This window comes from uncultured Streptococcus sp., assembly GCF_905372115.1.
Lineage (GTDB): Bacteria > Bacillota > Bacilli > Lactobacillales > Streptococcaceae > Streptococcus.
In genome coordinates, this window is sequence record NZ_CAJPNR010000003.1 from 35,644 (window position 1) to 53,916 (window position 18,273).

The following is an 18,273-nucleotide window of genomic DNA, read 5'->3' on the forward strand; positions in this document are numbered from 1 at the left end:
AGCCGCTGAAGACTCCCTGATTGTATATATTCTTTTCTATGATTTATTCGCTGAGCTTAATGCTACCGCTTTCGACGCTGGCAGTAAGTGTAGTTGTCGGATTTTCGACTTTACGGATGGCAGAGCCGCCAAGTTCATGGCCTTTGGAGTGCTCTACACTTATACTACTAGGGATGTCAATTTCACCTAGATCCGTTTTCAGATCAAAGGATAGCTGCGACAAACTGCCAGAAACCAGATGCAGATTAATATCGCCCAGTTGGTTAGTGATAGAGATTGTACCAGCTAATTCCAACTGTTCAGAGTTCAGTGAGCCGCTTGAGATTTTCAGAGTGCTGTCGGAGATTTTGCTCGAGTTTAGATTGACCTCTCCCAGAGAGTTTGATATTTCGCCAGATGCGAACTGGCTGTTGCTCAGAGTGATGGTACCCGAAGAATCAATGATTTTTCCAGAGCTAATCTGACTGTTATTGATGGTAATCTCTCCCAGAGAGTTCTTAAATTTACCAGATGCGAATTGGCCATCATTCACAGTCAACGAGCCCTGAGATAGAGAGAAGTCAGCATTTTTGGCTGATAGATTGGACAGCGTAACATCTCCTAATGACGAACTGCCGCTGAATGTCTCAAGCTTGGTCCCCTTGGGCAGGGAAAGCTCCACAGTACGCTTCTCCTGAGATTCTTGGTCAAATAAGCTGAGTAAGGAGCGGATGCCAGTGCTTATGTGGAAGGAGCGGATGTCAGTGCTTATGTGGAAGGAGTCTGCACCATCTTCCTTGATGTTTAAGTTTCCATTTTCAGAACTTGTTGTTATTTTTCCAAGCATGCTGCCGCCAATCTGATAGTTGCCGTCTCTTTGGTAATAGGTCAAGTGAGCCTTGTCATCAGGAGATTCGCTGATGACGAGGTTTCTAGCTGCTAAGTTGATATTTAGGGAAGAAAGATCAGAGAAACTTTCTTCTTTTTTCGTTAGTTTTACCTTGCTTTTGGTAGAATTGACCAAGTCATTGACACCGCCTGTAATGGAGCCGATAGTTGTCAGGGCTCCACCAAAGAGGCAGGCTAAAATAGCTGCAGATAAAAGAGGTTTTTTCAATTTGATGTTAGCCATGACGTGTTCCTTTCTTTGCGAAAAGTTGAGCTAGTTTGACAAAGCCAGCCTTGCCAAACTGAGTAACAGGAGAAATGCCTGCGTAGAAGATGCCGGACAGTCCCAGAGCTAGAACACTGAGCCCCAGAGTGAAGAGGAAGGCCGGGATCGATGTCGTCAGTCCCACTGTCAAAGTGTCCCAGATCAGGCTGATTCCAAAAATAAAGAAGGCGAAGGCACCTATAGCCATGACGAGAGCAAAGATAAAGACTAAGAGGAAGAAAACGAAAGTCAAAAGTGCTGCTACTATAAAGAGCGGAATAGCCAAGGGTGCTGCCAAAATAGATAGGATAGCAATCTGGACGATGTTCTTAGTGTTTTTTGATGAACTGCTGTCTTGATTATCTTCCTCGACTTTTTTGTCCAAAAGATTTAGCATAATCTCGTGGGCCGCTTCCTTAGGGCTACCAAGCTCAGCAATAGCAGCCGCCTCGCCCTCTGGGCCTACCTCGTCGAAGTACTCAGTGAAGTAATCCATAGCTTCCTCATAGTCCTTGCGTGGCAGTTTTTTCAGATATTTTTCTAGCTCAGCTAGATACTCGGTTCTTGTCATGACGGATGCTCCCTTCTATGATACCGCTGATGGTCATGGTATAAGTTTGCCACTCTTCTTTTAGAGTGAGTAGATGTTCATGCCCGTAGGCAGTGAGTGAATAGTATTTTCGTTTTCGTCCTTGGTACTCCTGCGAATAAGTCGTGAGGCAGTCATTTTGCTCCAGCTTCTTCAGAATAGGGTAAAGTGTTGATTCTTTGATATTAGCAATCAGCTTAATCGTCTGGCTGATTTCATAACCGTAGGAATCGTCTTTTTCAAGGATGGCTAAGATGAGAAACTCAATCAAAGCCGATGATGTGGGGAAAGACATAGGACCACCTCCTTGTGTAAAATATTTATATATAATCTTTCTATATATAGTCTACAACCTCTTAGGGAAAAAGTCAAGCAAAATATATAAAATTTTTATATATTTTTTGAAAAAGTCTTTTAATGGCTGTTTATAAGGCACATCAAAGTACATTTCTTCCTTACAAGAACTTTACATCTTCCTTAGCTTTTGTGTTGAAAACATCTTCCATAAAATGGTAAAATGGTGTAAGTCTAACTAAAAATATAAGAGAGATCAATGAAAAAACATCAAACCCTATATAAGTTTTTGGGCCAAACCCTACTATATTTTGTTATCTTTCTGGCCTTGCTTTATTTCTTTAGCTATCTGGGTCAGGGTCAGGGTGGCTTTATCTATAATGAATTTTAATGTGAGAGAGTAGGAAACAATGTCAAATAAAGTGATACATGATATGATTGAAGCGATTGAGCATTTTGCTCAGGTGCAGCCGGATTTTCCAGTTTATGATATTTTAGGTCAAGTTCATACTTATGGTGATTTAAAGAAGGATTCCGATTCGTTGGCGGCTCATATTGACCGTTTGGGACTTCCTGACAAGTCTCCGGTTGTGGTCTTTGGCGGCCAGGAATACGAAATGCTGGCTACTTTTGTGGCCTTGACCAAGTCTGGTCATGCCTACATTCCTATCGACAGCCACTCAGCCTTGGAGCGCGTGGCAGCGATTGTGGAAGTTGCTGAGCCAAGCTTGATTATTGCCATCAATGATTTTCCGCTGGCAGATGTGGCAGCTCCTATTTTTGGTGCGGAGCAAGTTCAGGCAGCCTTCAGAGAGGGAGCATCCTATGAGCTTATCCATCCGGTGCAGGGAGATGACAACTATTACATCATTTTCACATCGGGAACGACTGGCAAGCCTAAGGGAGTGCAGATTTCCCACAATAATCTGCTCAGCTTTACAAATTGGATGATTACGGATAAGGAGTTTGCGACTCCGGCTCGTCCTCAAATGTTGGCTCAGCCGCCTTATTCTTTTGACTTGTCAGTCATGTACTGGGCGCCGACTTTGGCCTTGGGAGGAACTCTTTTTGCCCTACCTTCGGCTGTGACTCAGGATTTCAAGCAGCTGTTTGAGACGATTCTCAGTCTGCCTATTGCTATCTGGACTTCGACGCCTTCCTTCGCGGACATGGCCTTGCTGTCGGATGACTTTAATAGTCAGAAGCTGCCTCAGCTGACGCATTTCTACTTTGACGGTGAGGAGTTGACAGTCAAGACAGCTCAGAAGCTGCGTGATCGCTTCCCTCAAGCTCGCATTATCAATGCTTATGGTCCGACTGAGGCAACAGTGGCCCTGTCTGCAGTAGCAGTGACAGATGAGATGCTGCAAAATTGCAAGCGCCTGCCGATTGGCTATACCAAGGCGGACTCTCCGACCTTTGTCATTGATGAAGAGGGGCAGAAGGTGCCGAATGGCCAGCAAGGAGAAATCATCGTCTGCGGTCCAGCCGTATCTAAGGGCTATCTGAATAATCCTGAGAAGACAGCGGAGGCCTTCTTTGAATTTGAAGGTCTGCCAGCCTATCATACGGGAGATGTCGGCTCCATGACAGATGAAGGCCTGCTGCTCTATGGCGGCCGGATGGACTTCCAGATTAAGTTTAATGGTTTCCGTATTGAGCTGGAGGATGTGTCTCAGAACCTCAACAAATCGAAATACATTGAGTCTGCAGTGGCTGTGCCCCGCTACAATAAGGACCACAAGGTCCAAAATCTGCTGGCCTATGTCATTCTCAAAGACGGTGTGGCTGAGCAGTTTGAGCGGGAAATCGATATTACCAAGGCAATCAAGGAAGATCTGCAGGATATCATGATGTCCTATATGATGCCGTCCAAGTTCCTCTATCGAGAGACCCTGCCTCTGACCCCGAATGGTAAGATTGACATTAAGGGGCTGATTAGCGAGGTCAATAAGCGATGATGGATTTCTTGAAACAGCTGCCTCACTTGGAACCCTACGGCAACCCAGTTTACTTTGTCTATATCGTTCTGGCAGTTCTGCCAATCTTCGTGGGACTTTTCTTTAAGAAACGCTTCCCCCTTTATGAAGCCTTGGTCAGCTTGGTCTTTATCGTCTTGATGCTGATAGGTCCCAGTCTGGCGCAACTTTGTGCTCTGCTGGGCTATGTCATCTGGCAGATAGTCTGGGTTTACTCATATAAGCTTTATCGCAGGTCGCGGGACAGCAAGTGGATCTTTTATCTGCATACCTTGCTAGCAGTTCTGCCACTTGTGCTTGTCAAGGTAGAGCCCGCAATCAGCGGCCATCAGTCTCTCTTTGGCTTTTTGGGGATTTCCTATCTGACCTTTCGTTCGGTAGGGATGATGATTGAGATGCGGGATGGAGTTCTGACAGAGTTCACACTCTGGGAGTTCCTGCGTTTCCTGCTCTTCATGCCGACCTTTTCGAGTGGCCCTATTGATCGTTTTAAGCGTTTCAATGAAGACTATTTGAACATTCCTGAGCGAGATGAGCTGCTGGATATGCTGGAGCAGTCTGTCAAGTATATCATGCTAGGCTTCCTTTATAAGTTTATTCTGGCCCATATCTTTGGACATCTGCTGCTGGGTCATGTCAAGACCTACGCTCTCTATACCGGCGGTTTCTTTAATCTGGGAACTCTGGGCGTCATGTATGTCTTTGGTCTGGATCTCTTCTTTGACTTTGCCGGTTATTCGATGTTTGCGCTAGCTATTTCCAATCTCATGGGAATCAAGAGCCCTATCAACTTTGATAAGCCCTTTCTCTCACGCGATTTGAAAGAATTTTGGAATCGCTGGCACATGAGTCTGTCCTTTTGGTTCCGTGATTTTGTCTTTATGCGACTGGTCATGGTCCTGATGCGTAATAAGGTCTTTAAAAACCGCAACACGACCTCTAGTGTGGCCTATCTGATCAACATGCTGATAATGGGCTTCTGGCATGGTGTGACCTGGTACTATATCGCCTACGGTCTCTTTCATGGAGCTGGTCTGGTCGTCAATGATGCCTGGCTGCGCAAGAAGAAAACTCTAAACAAAGAGCGCAAGGCTAAGGGGCTTCCGCCTCTGCCAGACAATAAATGGACTCAAGCTTTGGGGATTGTGGTAACCTTTCACGCGGTCATGTTCTCATTTTTGATCTTTTCTGGATTTTTAAATGAGCTTTGGTTTAAAAAATAAAAATTAATGAGGAAGAAAAATGGATATAAAAACAGAAGTAATTGAAATTATTGAAGAACTATTTATGGAAGATGTGTCAGACATGATGGACGAGGATTTGTTTGACGCTGGTGTCCTAGACAGTATGGGAACGGTGGAGCTGATTGTTGAGCTGGAAAACCGTTTTGATATCCGCGTGCCAGTGTCAGAGTTTGGCCGCGATGACTGGAACACAGCCAATAAAATCGTTGAAGGCGTGACGGAGCTTCGCAATGCTTAAACGACTCTGGCTGATTCTGGGGCCGGTTTTCTGCGCCATGGTCATGGTTGCCCTGCTCTTTTTCTTCTATCCGCTTGATAAAAAGCATGATATAGAAGCGGAGAAGCGCTCAGCAGTGACCCTGACAGCAGAAAACTTCAAGAGCCGCAGTAAGAAGGTGACAGCCTTGACCGATAAGAAGATGCGCTTTGTTCCCTTCTTTGGGTCCAGTGAGTGGCTGCGCTTTGATAGCATGCACCCAGCGGTGCTGGCTGAGAAATACGACCGCTCCTATCGTCCCTATTTTCTAGGACAGCGCGGGGCAGCATCGTTTAATCAGTACTTTGGTATGCAGCAGATGTCATCTGAGTTGGAGGGACAAACGGCGGTTTATGTAGTGTCGCCCCAGTGGTTTACCAAGACCGGCTATGATGCTTCGGCCTTTCAGCAGTACTTCAACAGTGATCAGCTGACGGCTTATCTGTCTCAGCAGCAAGGAGATGCGGCGGCGCAATATGCAGCTCAGCGCCTCCTTCAGCTCTATCCAGATGTCGCTATGGCAGAGAGCGTGCAGAAGCTGTCTGAAGGTAAAAAGCTGAGCAGCTTTGAAGAGCGCCATATTGAGATGACGGCTCATCTTAATGAGCGTCAAGATGCTTTTTTCAGCAACTTTGCTGCCCTCAACAATGAAAATTATGACCAGCGAATTTTGCCTTATATGGCGGATCTGCCAGACACCTTCTCCTATAAAGCTTTGGAAGAGATTGCCACAGCAGAAGCCAAGAAGAAGACCAATAACAATCAATTCGGCATAGACAATCAATTTTACAAGACCCGTCTAGCCGGCAAGGTTGCCAAGCTCAGAGGTTTTCAGACCAAGCAATCTTATGAAAAATCCCCTGAGTACAACGACTTGCAGCTAGTTCTGGATCAGTTTGCCAAGTCAAAGACCAATGTCATCTTCATCATTCCACCGGTCAATTCTAAGTGGATGGAGTATACAGGACTCAGTCCTGAAATGTACCAGCGGACGGTGGCTAAGATTCGCTACCAGCTGGAAAGTCAGGGTTTTACCAACATTGCTGATTTTTCTAAGGACGGCGACAAGCCTTACTTCATGCAGGACACTATTCACATGGGCTGGAATGGCTGGCTGGCCTTTGATAAGGCGGTTGATCCTTTTGTAGCCAATCCACAGCCGGCGCCAAACTACCAGATCAATGACCGCTTCTTTAGCAAGGAATGGTCTCAGTATACTGGCAAACCAGAAGAATTCAAATAAGGTTGGGATTTTCCAGCCTTATTTTTATAAAGGAGGAAAGATGAAGATTCGTTTGTCCCAAACAGAAGATATCCCAGCCATTATGGCGATTTATGATGTAGCCCGTCAGTTTATGAAAGACCAGGGCAATCCGACTCAGTGGGATGGAGGTTATCCCAGCGCGGGTTTGATTGAGGAAGATATTGTGGCTGGCCACTCCTTTGTTGTCGAGGAAGAAGGGCAGCTGGTCGGCACCTTTGCCTTTATCATCGGAGAAGACCCGACCTATCAGGTCATCGAAAAGGGCAGCTGGTATTTTGCAGAGCCTTACGGCACCATTCACCGCATCGCCTCGAACGGGCAAGTCAGAGGCCTATCCCGTCAGGTCTTTGATTTTTGCTGCCAGCAGATTCCCTATTTGCGAATCGATACCCATGAGGCTAATCAGCCTATGCAGGCAGCAGTGCTGAACTACGGGTTTAGGGAGTGCGGCATTATTTATGTGGCAGACGGCAGTCCTCGCCTGGCTTATGATTATCATCAATAAAAAAAATCTGCCCTTGAGCAGATTTTTTGCGTTATATCAAAACATACTTTTCTATAGCTTCCGCGACCCCGTGCTCATTGTTGCTTTTGGTGACGGCTTTTGCCTCGGTTTTGACTGCTTCGGGGGCATTGCCCATAGCAACTCCAAGTCCAGCCAGGCGGAGCATAGGAAGGTCATTGAAGTTGTCTCCGATTGTCATGACCTGCTCTAGGGGCACTTGGTAGTGCTGGGCAATTTCGTACAAGGCTTGCTCCTTGGAGACATGCTTGGCTGTGACTTCCATGTAGTTGTTCTTAGAGAGGTAGAAGGCTGTCTTGGGAAAGTCTAAGGTTTGCAGGTAGTCATGGAGTTTCTGGATGACAGGGGCTTCATCAATGAGGAGTAATTTGTGAGCAGGCATTAGCACATCCAGCACCGGCATTAGTACATTCTGAATCATCGGCTGCTCCCCTGTAATAGCAGCCTCTATCTGTACCCACTTATCAAAACGATCGGCAATCCAATCCTTGCCGGAATAGAGATTGATGGCCACGCTAGGAAATTCAGCCTTGACCAACTCCAGAAAAGTGCGGATTTCTTCCTTATCCAGAGGGTGCTCGATAATGGTCTCGTAAGCTTGCGGGTCGCCCTTGATGACCAGAGCGCCATTGTAGCAGGCTAACGGATTATCTCCCAGTCCCAGCTCACGCGCAATCGGCTCCATGCCTAGAGGAGAGCGAGCAGAAGCGAGGACGAAAGGGATTTTTTCTCGGTTTAGTAGAGGAATGATATCCTTGAGCTCAGAATCTACTTGGTGCTGGTCGTCCAAAATGGTGCCGTCAATGTCGCTGATAATTAGGCGAATCGCTTGTTTTGTCATGGGGCGTCCTCCTATGTGTCTAATGAATCGATTTAATAAATTATTTTAACCCTGTCTCCAAGCAGTTTTTGGACTTCAGGGCTGGGCTCTTGGTCCGTAATCCAGTAGTCAAAGTCGCTGACAGGACCTAGTATGTACTTAGACTCTTTCTGCCATTTGTCTTGCTCGACCAGCAGAATCTTAGTCTTGGCGTGCTTCAAAGCCAGTTTTTTCAGGTGAGTATCAGCCTCGTCTTCAAAGCTGACTAGACCATCAGAGACACTAGCTGCCCCTATAAAGGCAATGTCAAAGGAAATTTGCTGCAGCAGCTCTGCTTCATTGAGCGCATAGTAGAATCGGTTTTTGGGATAAAATTTCCCGCCTAAGAGGTGAAAGTCCACTTTGTCCTGAGTGCTCAGCATGATTGCATTATCCAGAGAATGGGAGTAGATTGTCATAGGCTCCTTGATGCGCTGAGCCAGATGGAGAACGATGGTTGAGACATCAAAGAAAGCTATTTGTCCTGCCTTGAGAAAGTCATGAGCCTTCTGAGCAATAGACTTTTTTTCTTGACTTAGTTGGTTGATACGGTCGTTGAAGGAGGGGATTTGCCGGCTAGTATCCAGCGGGATAATGCCTCCGTGGGTGCGCTGTACAAGCCTACGCTCGCTCAAAATCGAAAAATCTCGCCGAATAGTATCTTTAGAAACCTGAAAATGCTCAATCATATCCTTGGCTGACAGCTGTTTTTTCTCAGCCAATAGCTCTAAGATTTCAGCTAAGCGTTGTTCTTGGTACATACTTGTCCCTCCTTACTTTTCTAAATAGAGTATAACACAATAAATAAGTTTTTAAAAGCATTTATAATCATTTATAAGTCATCAAGAATTACATTGTAGAAAATCAAAAAACCGAGCAAAACTCGGTTTTTATTATTTATAATAATCGAAATATGTTTTTCAATTAAGGTGTTTGGATATTGACAGATCCATCGCTGCCGACCTTAACATCAACACCGCCGCCTTGAACATGAACGCCATCTTCATTTACGCTAACACCAGCGTTGTCAGTTTGTACATTAGCACTACCGTCTCCGTTAGTTTCAACAGAAGCATCTCCGCTTTCGTCTCCGCCATTTACATTAACGCTAGCATCTCCGCCGTTTACGTTGACTTTGGCACTACCGCTTTCTTCAGATGTGCTGCTAGAGCTTGTCTTAGCCTTAGATGAAGAAGATACGCTTGAGCTTGAACTTGAGCTTTCTTCAGTCTTCTTATCTGCAGAATTTCCGCAAGCTGCCAAAAAGAAAAGTGCAATTAGTGGTAATAAAAATAAAGAAATTTTAGATAATTTTTTCATCTTACCCCTCCTTCTAGTATAATATTAAACAAATATTTCATTTGAAGCAATGAAAAACTGGATTGATACACAAATAACATACTGTATTAATAAAAATGTTACAAATTATATGTACGATAAATAGAAAATATACAGATTCTACAAGCTTTTTCGCGCTTTCTAGGCTATTTATCTTGTAATCGTTTTGTAACAAATAACAAGTCTATGAGAAGGAGAAAAATAACATTTTTGCAACATTTCTTTTCCTCTGTAAATGGAGAAATCATGCTATAATCAACCTATGTTATCAAGAAATTTCCAGAAACTAATCGAGGCAGACACAGTTGCGGCAGCGCGAGCTTTGCTAGGTATGCAGCTGATTCTAAATGGCCAGAAGTTAGGCCGAATTGTCGAAACAGAAGCCTATCTAGGAAGTCAGGACAGTGCCTGTCATTCAGCTAGAGGGCGCCGCTCCCCTAAGAATGAATCCATGTATCTGCCAGCTGGTCACTGGTATATCTATCAGATTCATGGCCATCAGATGCTGAATCTGGTGACCAAGGCTGAAAATGTGGCCGAAGCCGTATTGATTCGAGCCTTGGAACTGCCGGATGGCCGTCTTATAGCTAACGGCCCTGGCAAGCTGACCAAGTATGCTGGGATTGATAAGCGCTTTGATGGACAGAGTTTAGCGACCTCCAGTCTGCAATTAGCCCATGATCTGACTCCCAATCAGATTGCCAGTCGTCCGCGGATTGGCGTGACCTGCACAGATGCTTGGCGAGAGGAGCCCTTGGGCTTTTATGTGGCCGGCAATCGTCATGTCTCAAAAGTTCCAAAGCGAGGCTTGCTGGATGATGAGGACACCTGGAAGAAGGAGTAAAGGATGAAGAAAACAGAGATTTTTGAGCAAGTCGTAGAAATTATGCGAGAAGATTCCTCTACAAAGAAAGACATCACGGGTGCAAATCCCGAAGAATATCGAGCGCGTATCACAGACCAGATGAGCAAAGAGGACTTTCTTTACCAGATGCATTGTTATATAGCCAGTTTTGGAATTTTGTCTCATGTTTGGTTTGGACTTAAGGAAACGCAAACGCCCGGCTTTAAACTGAGATACTACCAAGACTGCCTCTACGTCCTGCAGGCAAATAATGACACGGGGCTGAAACGTGGCGACCAGATTCTAGCCTTGGATGGGAAAGCCTTGCCTCAGGTCTATCAAGAACACAAGGATTATTTTGTCAGTGCCACACCAGAGCGACAGCACAAGGAGTGGGCCTACTTTGTGGAGCATGCCGGAGAAGTTACGGTAGTACGCAATGGCAAGGAAGAGCAACTGCATGTTCAGCCAACCGCCCACCCAAAGAAGCCGCCACAGTTTGAATGGCGCAGCCTTTCTGAGGATGTCGTCTATCTTAAGTTAGAAGATTTTACGGATGAGGCTGCTATCAGTCAGCTATATGCAGACAGTCAAGCAGCTATTGAGCAGGCCAAGTATTTAATCATTGATGTTCGAGTCAATTATGGCGGGACGGACTCGCTTTATTATCCACTTTTCAAATATACTCTCCCTCAGGGAAAGGCCTTCAGTGACTTAGATTTGCCAAACGATGATGGGATGGAGATTCTCTATACTGATAGAAATGTTGATTTGCGTCAGCAACTGATGCAAAAGTTCTTAGAAGATCCAAACTTGTCAGCAGAAACTCACCAGATTCTCAAAGAATTTCTAAAAGAGTTAGATGAAAATCGGGGGAAAGGGTATGTCCTTTATGGCGATGAGGACAGTGATCAGAACATTCTGCCAGACGTCCTAGGCCTAGCACGCCCTGAAAAAGTCTTTGTGCTAGCAGATGTGACCTGTGGGTCTTCAGGTGATAATTTTGTTGATACCATGAAAAAGATGCCCAAGGTTACGGTTCTAGGGCGTCCGACTATGGGAATTCTAGATTATTCCAATTGCTGCGTGAAGGATTTTGGTGACTATGAGCTCCTGTTCCCCACTTCACGTGACACTAGGATTGATCAAGGAAAGGGCATGAATGACAAGGGAGTTGAGCCGGATATCTTGATTCCTTGGACACCAGAGCACTTAGAACGGGATGTGGACCTGGAAGAGTGCCTCAACTATTGCAAAAACGCTTAGGATTTCTAAGCGTTTTTTCGTCTATATTAGATCTTGTCAAACTTCTCAATGTAAAAGAGAGTTAGTGTCACGATGGCAGCCAAGCCAATGAGAATGAGGATGGCTGGAGTCCAGGAATGGAATAAATCAAAGCTGTATCCAAAGAGGCTAGGTCCAAAGGCGGCCAGAATATAACCACCAGTTTGAGCTAAGCCAGATAGCTGAGCGGTTTGCTCAGGAGTGCTGGTTTTCAGCGAGAAAGTAACCATAAGGTAAGGGAAGAGGGCGCTGACGGACATACCGATTAGCAGATTGAGAATGAGCCAGTAGATAAAGGAATCTGTCTTGACCAGCAGCATTCCCAGACCAACCATACCAGTTACAGAAAAGAGAGCAATCATCCCCAAGCGTTTTTTAGCGGATAGACGCGTTGTCAGACTAGGTATCGTCATAGCCAAAGGAAGGCTGATAATTGAAAAGATAGAGGCTAAGAATCCAGTAGCATCATCGGAAAGTCCTGCCAACTGGCCAAGAGTCGGCAGCCAAGTGATAGCTGTGTAAAAGAGCAAGGACTGCAGGCCGCCGAAAACAATCAAAGCCCATACTCTAGGATTTGTTAGCGGAGACCCCATTTGCTGCTCGCGGCTTCTGCTAGTCAGTTTGTGATTGTGACGGCTGTTAGGAAGCCATACCAAGCAGGCCAGTAAGCAGATGAGGGTCAGGACGAGAATCAGGCCTTTCCAGCCAGCTAAGCGGACAATAGGTGTAGCCAAGGGAGACATGATCGAGATGGCCAGTCCCATAGAAGTGATATAAAGCGTGGTTAAAAATCCAATTTTCTCTGGCTGATTAGCCTGAATGACATTGGGCAGGAGCACATTTAAGACAGCGATGGCAGCCCCTAGCATGATTGTACCTGCATAGAGTAGGGGCAGGTTAAAGATACGAATAAAAGAGCCCAGAGTCAGCACAATCATAGCTATTGTAAAGAGCTTTTCCAGGCCGACCTTTTGAGCCAGGCGTGGGGAAAAGGCTGAACAGAGGGCAAACATGATTAAAGGCAGGCTAGTCAGCAGTCCCAGAGAGTTGACGGGAACTTGCAGTCCCTTAGCAATATCGCCCAGCACAACAGGTAGCACTGCAAAAGGCGCCCGTAGGACAACCCCCACCATCAGAATACCTGGAAGCAAAAATGTCGAATGTTTCTTTTTCATAAAGTAAGGTTTCCTCCTATATAAATATCAAAATAAAATCAGTCCATCAAATCCAGAAAATACTGGCTGATAACTGTTTCTGGCAATGTTTTCTTTTGCTGGAGCCACCAGCTGACCGTCTCCACAAAGGTAGAGGTCACGTAATTTCTCAGAAAAGGCTCCGGCAGCTGAGATTTTTTCTGCAGGAGCTGCTCCTGAATCATCGGAAAGAGATAGTTTTCCAGCTCAATCTTTAAGCGATTGGTGAAATAGATATTTTTCGAAAGCAGCAAGGTCGCAATCTTGTCCTGATTCTTTTGAAAATGCTGGAAAATATGCGTGGTTGCTTCAAAGAGATCCTTGCCGTCGTCGCGCTCAAGAAAGGTATGCTGAAAGAGGTCTTGGCAAACCTCCTCTAGCAAGGCTTCCTTAGTATCGAAATGGGCATAAAAAGTCGACCGGCCAACGTCTGCCAGGTCGATGATTTCTTGCACTGTAATGCTTTCATAACTTTTTTGATGCAGCAGGCTGATAAAAGCTTGGTAAATAGCTGCGCGTGATTTCTTGACTCGTCTGTCCATAGCATTTCGGAACAAAAGAGCAGGATTGTTCAGTAACGGACAAAGCCCCTCAATTGCTTCTTGTTTCCTTTCTGAGAATAAGGGATAATAAAGATGAAGAAAACTGAACAAGGTGTTCCGTTTTGATTACATTATACTATAAATTTAGCCAAACTGAAAGGAGGCTGCCGTGAAATCTAGTAAAAATATGACTATTGCTTTTCTATTAAACTTTTCCTTTGCCATTCTTGAGTTTATCTTTGGCTTCATGTTCAATTCCAGCGCTGTACTAGCCGATGCTGTGCACGACACAGGAGACGCGATGGCCATCGGACTTTCCACCCTTTTTGAAAAAATTTCTAATAAAAAAGAAGACAAGAAATACACTCTGGGCTATAAGCGCTACAGTCTTTTGGGAGCCCTGCTGACCTCAGTCATCTTGCTGGTCGGCTCGGCTTTGGTGATTATCGAAAATGTACCCAAGGTCTTTGCGCCTGAAAAGGTCAATTATGACGGCATGCTGGTGCTGGGTATCTTTGCCATTATAGTCAATCTAGCAGCCAGCAAGGTGGTCGGTCATGGGCATGGACACAGTCATAATGAGTCTATTCTCAGTCTCCATTTCTTAGAGGACATTCTGGGCTGGGTGGCTGTTATTCTAGTCTCCATCGTTTTGCGCTTTACCGACTGGTATTTTCTTGATCCGCTGCTTTCCCTGCTCATTGCAGGCTTCATCGTCAGCAAGGCCCTGCCTAAGTTCTGGGAAAACATCAAGATTTTCCTGGATCACATCCCAAGCGATATTGATTTGAGCCAGCTTTATCAGGAAATTCTGGCGGTTGAAAACGTTCAGGCTATTACCCAGCTCAATGTCTGGACCACAGACGGTTTGGAAAAATTTGCCATGATTCATATCTGTCTTGAAAATCCAGACCTGCTGGCCGAGACCCAAACCATCCTGCGTCAAGAACTGCAAGCCTATGGCATCACCAAAATCACTATCCAGACGGATAGCAGTTTGGAAGAGCATGAAGAGTGGTGTTTAGGTGGAGAGGGCGATTTAAAACCTCATACTTAAATAGTGCTACTATAAACTATATCTCTGCAGTCCGATATTCGGGCTGTTTTTTCGTTTTGCAGTCTAATTTTCATCACTTAACTGGTTTTATTTTTACGATTTTCTTCTTATTTAATTCCTCTATTTCCCTTTCTGAAAATTCTAGCTTTTTAAATTTTCTAGGTTTTTCAAGGAAAATAGACAAGCTAAACACTCTGTGCATTTTTAGAGAAGTTATACATATAATAAAATGCAAATGTATTGACAATGCATTTTCTTTAGCATATACTATTGAGTAGGAAGAAACAGGCAAAGCTTGCTAAGCCTTGTCCTGAAGCGCCTTTCCTAAGCATATCGACTACCGACCAGAAGAAGACAGATGCTGTCACACTGTCCATCTGAAGGCTGGAGAGAAAGCGACAAAAGGGGAGAAATTCCCTTGAAAAATTGCTTTTTTTAAACCTCGAAAGAAAAAAAGTCATTAAAAAAACGTTAGAAACGTTGATATAACAAGCTTTTATCAAAATTAAACATTTTTTTAAATGCAATCATTTTTTTCGATGCAAACTTATTGACAAGATGTCAATTATGTCATATACTGTGATAGGTAAATGTTTTTTAAAGCAAATAAAGCTTTTGTTCCTAGCATTTCCTACCAAAATATGCATATCGGTAAAAAGAAAAACCATAAGACAAGAATTCTTATCTTATGGCACTGGCTGCTTGCTGATTCGGGTTAAACCAACTTCACACACACACGGTTTAACCTAAATCTCAAAGCATGAGAAATTTTGCAAGAGAACTTGCTTTGTATAGTATTTAAGAACGCAAGAACAAATGTTTTTGGCATCTGCTTTTTTGCGCCCCTTTTGACAAATCTAAAACGCCCCTTATCAATCCTAGGATTGTTTTAAGGACTGTTTGCTAGGTTTATCAAATGGAGATACTGCTCAAAGCATCTAACTTAAAACATTAAGTTTGGTTCTATTGGTAAATTTTCCATGTACTAGCCTAACTTAAAAAGCTTAAAGAAACCTTAAAGGAAGCTTTAAGCGAGGGAGATTTTTTTAAGAAAGCTGTTATCTAATAACGCATAGAAAGAATTGAAGGATTTTTACAAAAAAATCACAGACAGGAGAAACAAATGGCACTAATCGCTATATTGGTTCAATTCAATCTGATAACGGCAGCTCAAAAAGAAGAAATTCTTCAAGATATGCCACAATCAAACATGCAGTTAGAGAGATATCTAATCAGCAAGGGCTATGTGACAGAAGAAGATATGCTGAAAGTTATGAGTTACTATTACCGTGTACCTCATGTCAATCTATCACAATTTGTGATAGAAAAGGAAGCTGTCGAGAAGGTTTCAGAAAAAGTTGCTAAACGTCATGGATTGATTCCGATCTCTTTCACAGATGGAGAAGAGGGAGAAGAACCCAAGTTAATAGTTGCGATGGCAGATCCAAGCAACTACATTGCCCTAGATGACGTTAAAATCGTCTCTAAGATGGCGGTAGAACCTTATGTAACTTTTCGGGATGATATTGAGAAGTATATCGATCAATACTATTCTAAAGGAGAAGAAGCCCAACAGGCAGCGACCGAAATCGAAGGTTTTAATGTGGATGAAGAGATCGTCGAAGAAGATCTCGAAATCAAAAACGCTCCGGTTGTACGTTTGATTGACTCGATTATCAGTCAGGCAATCAAGACGCGGACCAGCGATATCCATATTGAACCCTTTGAAAAAGTTGTTCGTGTTCGTTTTCGGGTTGACGGGACCTTGGTGGAAAACATGCAGTTGAAAGCCAATGCTCACTCAGCCATTGCGACACGGATTAAGATCATGAGTGGTCTGGACATTGCTGAGCGGCGGATTCCTCAGGATGGACGGATTGAAACAACCATCGACGGCAAGGAAGTCGATATGCGGGTTTCAGTCTTGCCTACTGTATTCGGTGAAAAAATCGTTATTCGGATTTTGAGCCGGAATGCAACTCTCCTCAGTAAAGAGGAGCTGGGATTCTCGCCAACCAATGAGAAACTTTTTGAAGAGATTCTCAAGGCGCCAGAAGGCATCATCTTGCTGACTGGTCCTACAGGAAGCGGAAAGACAACCACTCTCTACACAGCGCTCCGTGAGCTCAATGATGTAGGAAAAAATATCATCACTGTTGAAGATCCGGTTGAGTACCGATTGGAAGGGGTCAACCAAGTTCAGGTAAATAACAAAGCTGGACTGACCTTCGCGAGTGGTTTGAGAAGTATCCTGCGTCAGGACCCGGACATCGTTCTTTTGGGGGAGATTCGGGACGAAGAGACAGCTAGTATCGCGGTTCGGGCCGCTATCACTGGTCACGTCGTTCTCTCGACTATCCACACCAATGACACAGCTAGTACAGTCAACCGTTTGGTCGATATGGGCATCAAGCCTTATCTGGTCTCAACGGCGACTGTCGGGATTATCGCACAGCGCTTGATTAAGCGCATCTGTCCTAAGTGTAAGACTGAATATACTGTAGAAACAAATGAACATGCAGGTATCGGTATTCACAAGGGAGACACCTTGTATCGCGGACGCGGCTGCAACTACTGCAGCGGTACGGGATACTATGGACGTATAGCTATCCACGAAATCATGGCAGTGACAAGGGAGATTAAATCACTAATTAATGATGGTGGAACAACAGCACAGCTTCGAGTAGAAGCTAAGAAAAATGGTATGCGAGACTTGGCGGAGGAGGCCATTGATATCGCAAAACAGGGGACTACAACGATTGAAGAAGCAATGAAGATTGCCTTCAGTCTAGAAGGGGAAGTTTAGGATGAATTTGGATGAGTTAATTAAGCAGGCGATTGAAGCGGGTGCATCAGATATCCACTTCACGGTTGGCGCTGAGCCAACTATGCGTCTGCACGGGAGGTTAACACAACTCAACAATACAATTTTGACCAACGAAGACACGGTTCGCTTCACCAAGCATATTTTAAATGAGAAGCAGATTGCTCATCTTTTAGAAGTCGGTGAAGTGGACTGTGCCTACGAGGTCGACAATGGCTATCGCTTGCGGGTCAATATCTTTAAGCAGAAAAACAACTGCGGGATTGCCTTGCGGGTCATTCCCAAGGATATTCCATCTATGGAATCTCTGGGATTGCCACCAGTTATCAAAAAGCTAGCTGAGAAACGCCGGGGGCTGATATTGGTTACCGGACCAACAGGAAGCGGAAAGTCAACGACCCTGGCAACCATGATCAACTACATGAACAGCTTGCGGGACGAGCACATCATCACGATTGAAGATCCGATCGAGTACATGCACACGCATAATAAGTGCTTGGTCAACCAGCGTGAGCTGGGAGCGGATACGCAGAGCTTCGGCAATGCCCTCCGCGGTGCACTTCGTCAGGACCCGGATGTCATCCTAGTCGGTGAGATGCGGGATAAGGAAACGATTGAAATCGCCCTGCGTGCGGCGGAAACAGGTCACTTAGTCCTGTCAACTCTCCACACGGTCGGTGCCGTAAACACCATGGACCGGATTATCGACGTATTTCCAGCCGAGCAGCAGGAGCAAATCCGCGTACAGCTTTCAGCCGTTATGGAAGGGGTTGTATCGCAGCAGCTTATGCGTACAGCGACCGGCAAGGGTCGTGTGGCTGCCTTTGAAATCATGCTGGGAACACCCGCTATTCGCAACCTCATTCGCGAAGGGAAGACCCACCAGCTGCTGACGCCAATCCAAACGGGGGCTCAGCTAGGCATGATTACCATGGATACTTCGCTCATGGGACTCTACCGTCGCAATGTCATCGATCAAAGAACGCTACTGTCTTACTCAGTAGACCGCGCTCAAGTTGAAAAATCCCTAGGAATAGTGGGGTACTAGAGC

At 44.9% G+C, this 18,273-nt stretch carries 19 protein-coding genes; 11 read left to right on the forward strand and 8 right to left on the reverse strand.

Features of this window, described 5'->3' with window-relative positions; all coding sequences use genetic code 11:
• Window positions 1–43 precede the first annotated feature (43 nt).
• The 3 genes from QZ169_RS01795 to QZ169_RS01805 are packed head-to-tail and all read right to left on the reverse strand — an operon-like array spanning window position 44 to window position 2,016.
• Window positions 44–1,111 carry a DUF4097 family beta strand repeat-containing protein gene (locus QZ169_RS01795; protein WP_004189406.1) on the reverse strand — a complete coding sequence of 356 codons (1,068 nt, stop codon included), beginning with the start codon at window positions 1,109–1,111 and terminating at the stop codon, window positions 44–46.
• Window positions 1,104–1,703 (reverse strand): DUF1700 domain-containing protein, encoded by a 600-nt coding sequence (locus tag QZ169_RS01800; protein WP_295504508.1) that lies wholly within the window; start codon window positions 1,701–1,703, stop codon window positions 1,104–1,106. Before QZ169_RS01800 ends, QZ169_RS01795 begins: the two co-directional genes overlap by 8 nt.
• The gene (locus tag QZ169_RS01805; RefSeq protein ID WP_002899377.1) at window positions 1,678–2,016 is read right to left on the reverse strand and encodes a PadR family transcriptional regulator; all 339 of its coding nucleotides are present in this window, start codon (window positions 2,014–2,016) and stop codon (window positions 1,678–1,680) included. Before QZ169_RS01805 ends, QZ169_RS01800 begins: the two co-directional genes overlap by 26 nt.
• A 258-nt stretch (window positions 2,017–2,274) precedes the next feature.
• Here QZ169_RS01805 and QZ169_RS01810 point away from each other — a divergent pair, with 258 nt between their 5' ends.
• Genes QZ169_RS01810 through QZ169_RS01835 form a run of 6 tightly spaced genes read left to right on the forward strand, consistent with a single transcriptional unit; the run spans window position 2,275 to window position 7,263 of the window.
• Complete coding sequence (locus QZ169_RS01810) at window positions 2,275–2,406, forward strand: teichoic acid D-Ala incorporation-associated protein DltX (protein ID WP_002894209.1); 132 nt, start codon at window positions 2,275–2,277, stop codon at window positions 2,404–2,406.
• A gap of 19 nt (window positions 2,407–2,425) precedes the next feature.
• Window positions 2,426–3,976 carry a D-alanine--poly(phosphoribitol) ligase subunit DltA gene (dltA, locus tag QZ169_RS01815; protein ID WP_295504511.1) on the forward strand — a complete coding sequence of 517 codons (1,551 nt, stop codon included), beginning with the start codon at window positions 2,426–2,428 and terminating at the stop codon, window positions 3,974–3,976.
• Window positions 3,973–5,217, forward strand: coding sequence for a D-alanyl-lipoteichoic acid biosynthesis protein DltB (gene dltB, locus QZ169_RS01820; RefSeq protein ID WP_295504513.1), 1,245 nt, complete (start codon window positions 3,973–3,975; stop codon window positions 5,215–5,217). Before dltA ends, dltB begins: the two co-directional genes overlap by 4 nt.
• 19 nt (window positions 5,218–5,236) lie before the next feature.
• The gene (dltC, locus tag QZ169_RS01825; RefSeq protein WP_002899374.1) at window positions 5,237–5,476 is read left to right on the forward strand and encodes a D-alanine--poly(phosphoribitol) ligase subunit DltC; all 240 of its coding nucleotides are present in this window, start codon (window positions 5,237–5,239) and stop codon (window positions 5,474–5,476) included.
• Window positions 5,469–6,737 carry a D-alanyl-lipoteichoic acid biosynthesis protein DltD gene (gene dltD / locus QZ169_RS01830; protein ID WP_295504515.1) on the forward strand — a complete coding sequence of 423 codons (1,269 nt, stop codon included), beginning with the start codon at window positions 5,469–5,471 and terminating at the stop codon, window positions 6,735–6,737. The genes dltC and dltD overlap by 8 nt, the downstream gene beginning before the upstream one ends.
• A gap of 40 nt (window positions 6,738–6,777) precedes the next feature.
• A complete protein-coding gene (locus QZ169_RS01835; RefSeq protein ID WP_295504517.1) occupies window positions 6,778–7,263 on the forward strand; it encodes an N-acetyltransferase in 486 nt (161 codons plus the stop codon).
• A 31-nt stretch (window positions 7,264–7,294) separates the two neighbouring features.
• Here QZ169_RS01835 and QZ169_RS01840 read toward each other — a convergent pair whose 3' ends face one another.
• From QZ169_RS01840 to QZ169_RS01850, 3 genes are all read right to left on the reverse strand, one after another.
• Window positions 7,295–8,122 carry a Cof-type HAD-IIB family hydrolase gene (locus QZ169_RS01840; protein ID WP_295504519.1) on the reverse strand — a complete coding sequence of 276 codons (828 nt, stop codon included), beginning with the start codon at window positions 8,120–8,122 and terminating at the stop codon, window positions 7,295–7,297.
• Between the two features lie 32 nt (window positions 8,123–8,154).
• Window positions 8,155–8,901, reverse strand: a complete 747-nt coding sequence (locus tag QZ169_RS01845) for a DeoR/GlpR family DNA-binding transcription regulator (RefSeq protein WP_295504521.1) — start codon at window positions 8,899–8,901, stop codon at window positions 8,155–8,157.
• 163 nt (window positions 8,902–9,064) lie between these two features.
• Entirely contained in the window at window positions 9,065–9,460 is a 396-nt protein-coding gene (locus QZ169_RS01850) for a hypothetical protein (RefSeq protein WP_002917987.1), read from the reverse strand.
• 280 nt (window positions 9,461–9,740) lie between these two features.
• On the opposite strand from QZ169_RS01850, the gene QZ169_RS01855 reads away from it, so the two are divergent.
• Entirely contained in the window at window positions 9,741–10,322 is a 582-nt protein-coding gene (locus QZ169_RS01855) for a DNA-3-methyladenine glycosylase (protein ID WP_295504524.1), read from the forward strand.
• A 3-nt stretch (window positions 10,323–10,325) separates the two neighbouring features.
• Window positions 10,326–11,588: a S41 family peptidase gene (locus tag QZ169_RS01860; RefSeq protein WP_295504526.1), complete on the forward strand. Its 1,263-nt coding sequence runs from the start codon at window positions 10,326–10,328 to the stop codon at window positions 11,586–11,588.
• Window positions 11,589–11,614: 26 nt separating this feature from the next.
• Here the strand turns inward: QZ169_RS01860 and QZ169_RS01865 are convergent, their stop codons facing one another.
• A complete protein-coding gene (locus tag QZ169_RS01865) occupies window positions 11,615–12,781 on the reverse strand; it encodes an MFS transporter (RefSeq protein WP_295504528.1) in 1,167 nt (388 codons plus the stop codon).
• A 38-nt stretch (window positions 12,782–12,819) separates the two neighbouring features.
• A complete protein-coding gene (locus QZ169_RS01870) occupies window positions 12,820–13,341 on the reverse strand; it encodes a TetR/AcrR family transcriptional regulator (RefSeq protein WP_161543705.1) in 522 nt (173 codons plus the stop codon).
• A gap of 169 nt (window positions 13,342–13,510) precedes the next feature.
• Between QZ169_RS01870 and QZ169_RS01875 the strand changes: the two genes are divergently transcribed.
• The 3 genes from QZ169_RS01875 to QZ169_RS01885 all read left to right on the forward strand — a co-directional run bounded on the left by QZ169_RS01875 (window position 13,511) and on the right by QZ169_RS01885 (window position 18,270).
• The gene (locus QZ169_RS01875) at window positions 13,511–14,398 is read left to right on the forward strand and encodes a cation diffusion facilitator family transporter (protein WP_295504531.1); all 888 of its coding nucleotides are present in this window, start codon (window positions 13,511–13,513) and stop codon (window positions 14,396–14,398) included.
• Between the two features lie 1,123 nt (window positions 14,399–15,521).
• A complete protein-coding gene (locus QZ169_RS01880) occupies window positions 15,522–17,204 on the forward strand; it encodes a GspE/PulE family protein (RefSeq protein WP_295504533.1) in 1,683 nt (560 codons plus the stop codon).
• Window position 17,205: 1 nt separating this feature from the next.
• Window positions 17,206–18,270 (forward strand): type IV pilus twitching motility protein PilT, encoded by a 1,065-nt coding sequence (locus QZ169_RS01885; RefSeq protein WP_002899359.1) that lies wholly within the window; start codon window positions 17,206–17,208, stop codon window positions 18,268–18,270.
• The last annotated feature ends 3 nt before the right edge of the window (window positions 18,271–18,273 follow it).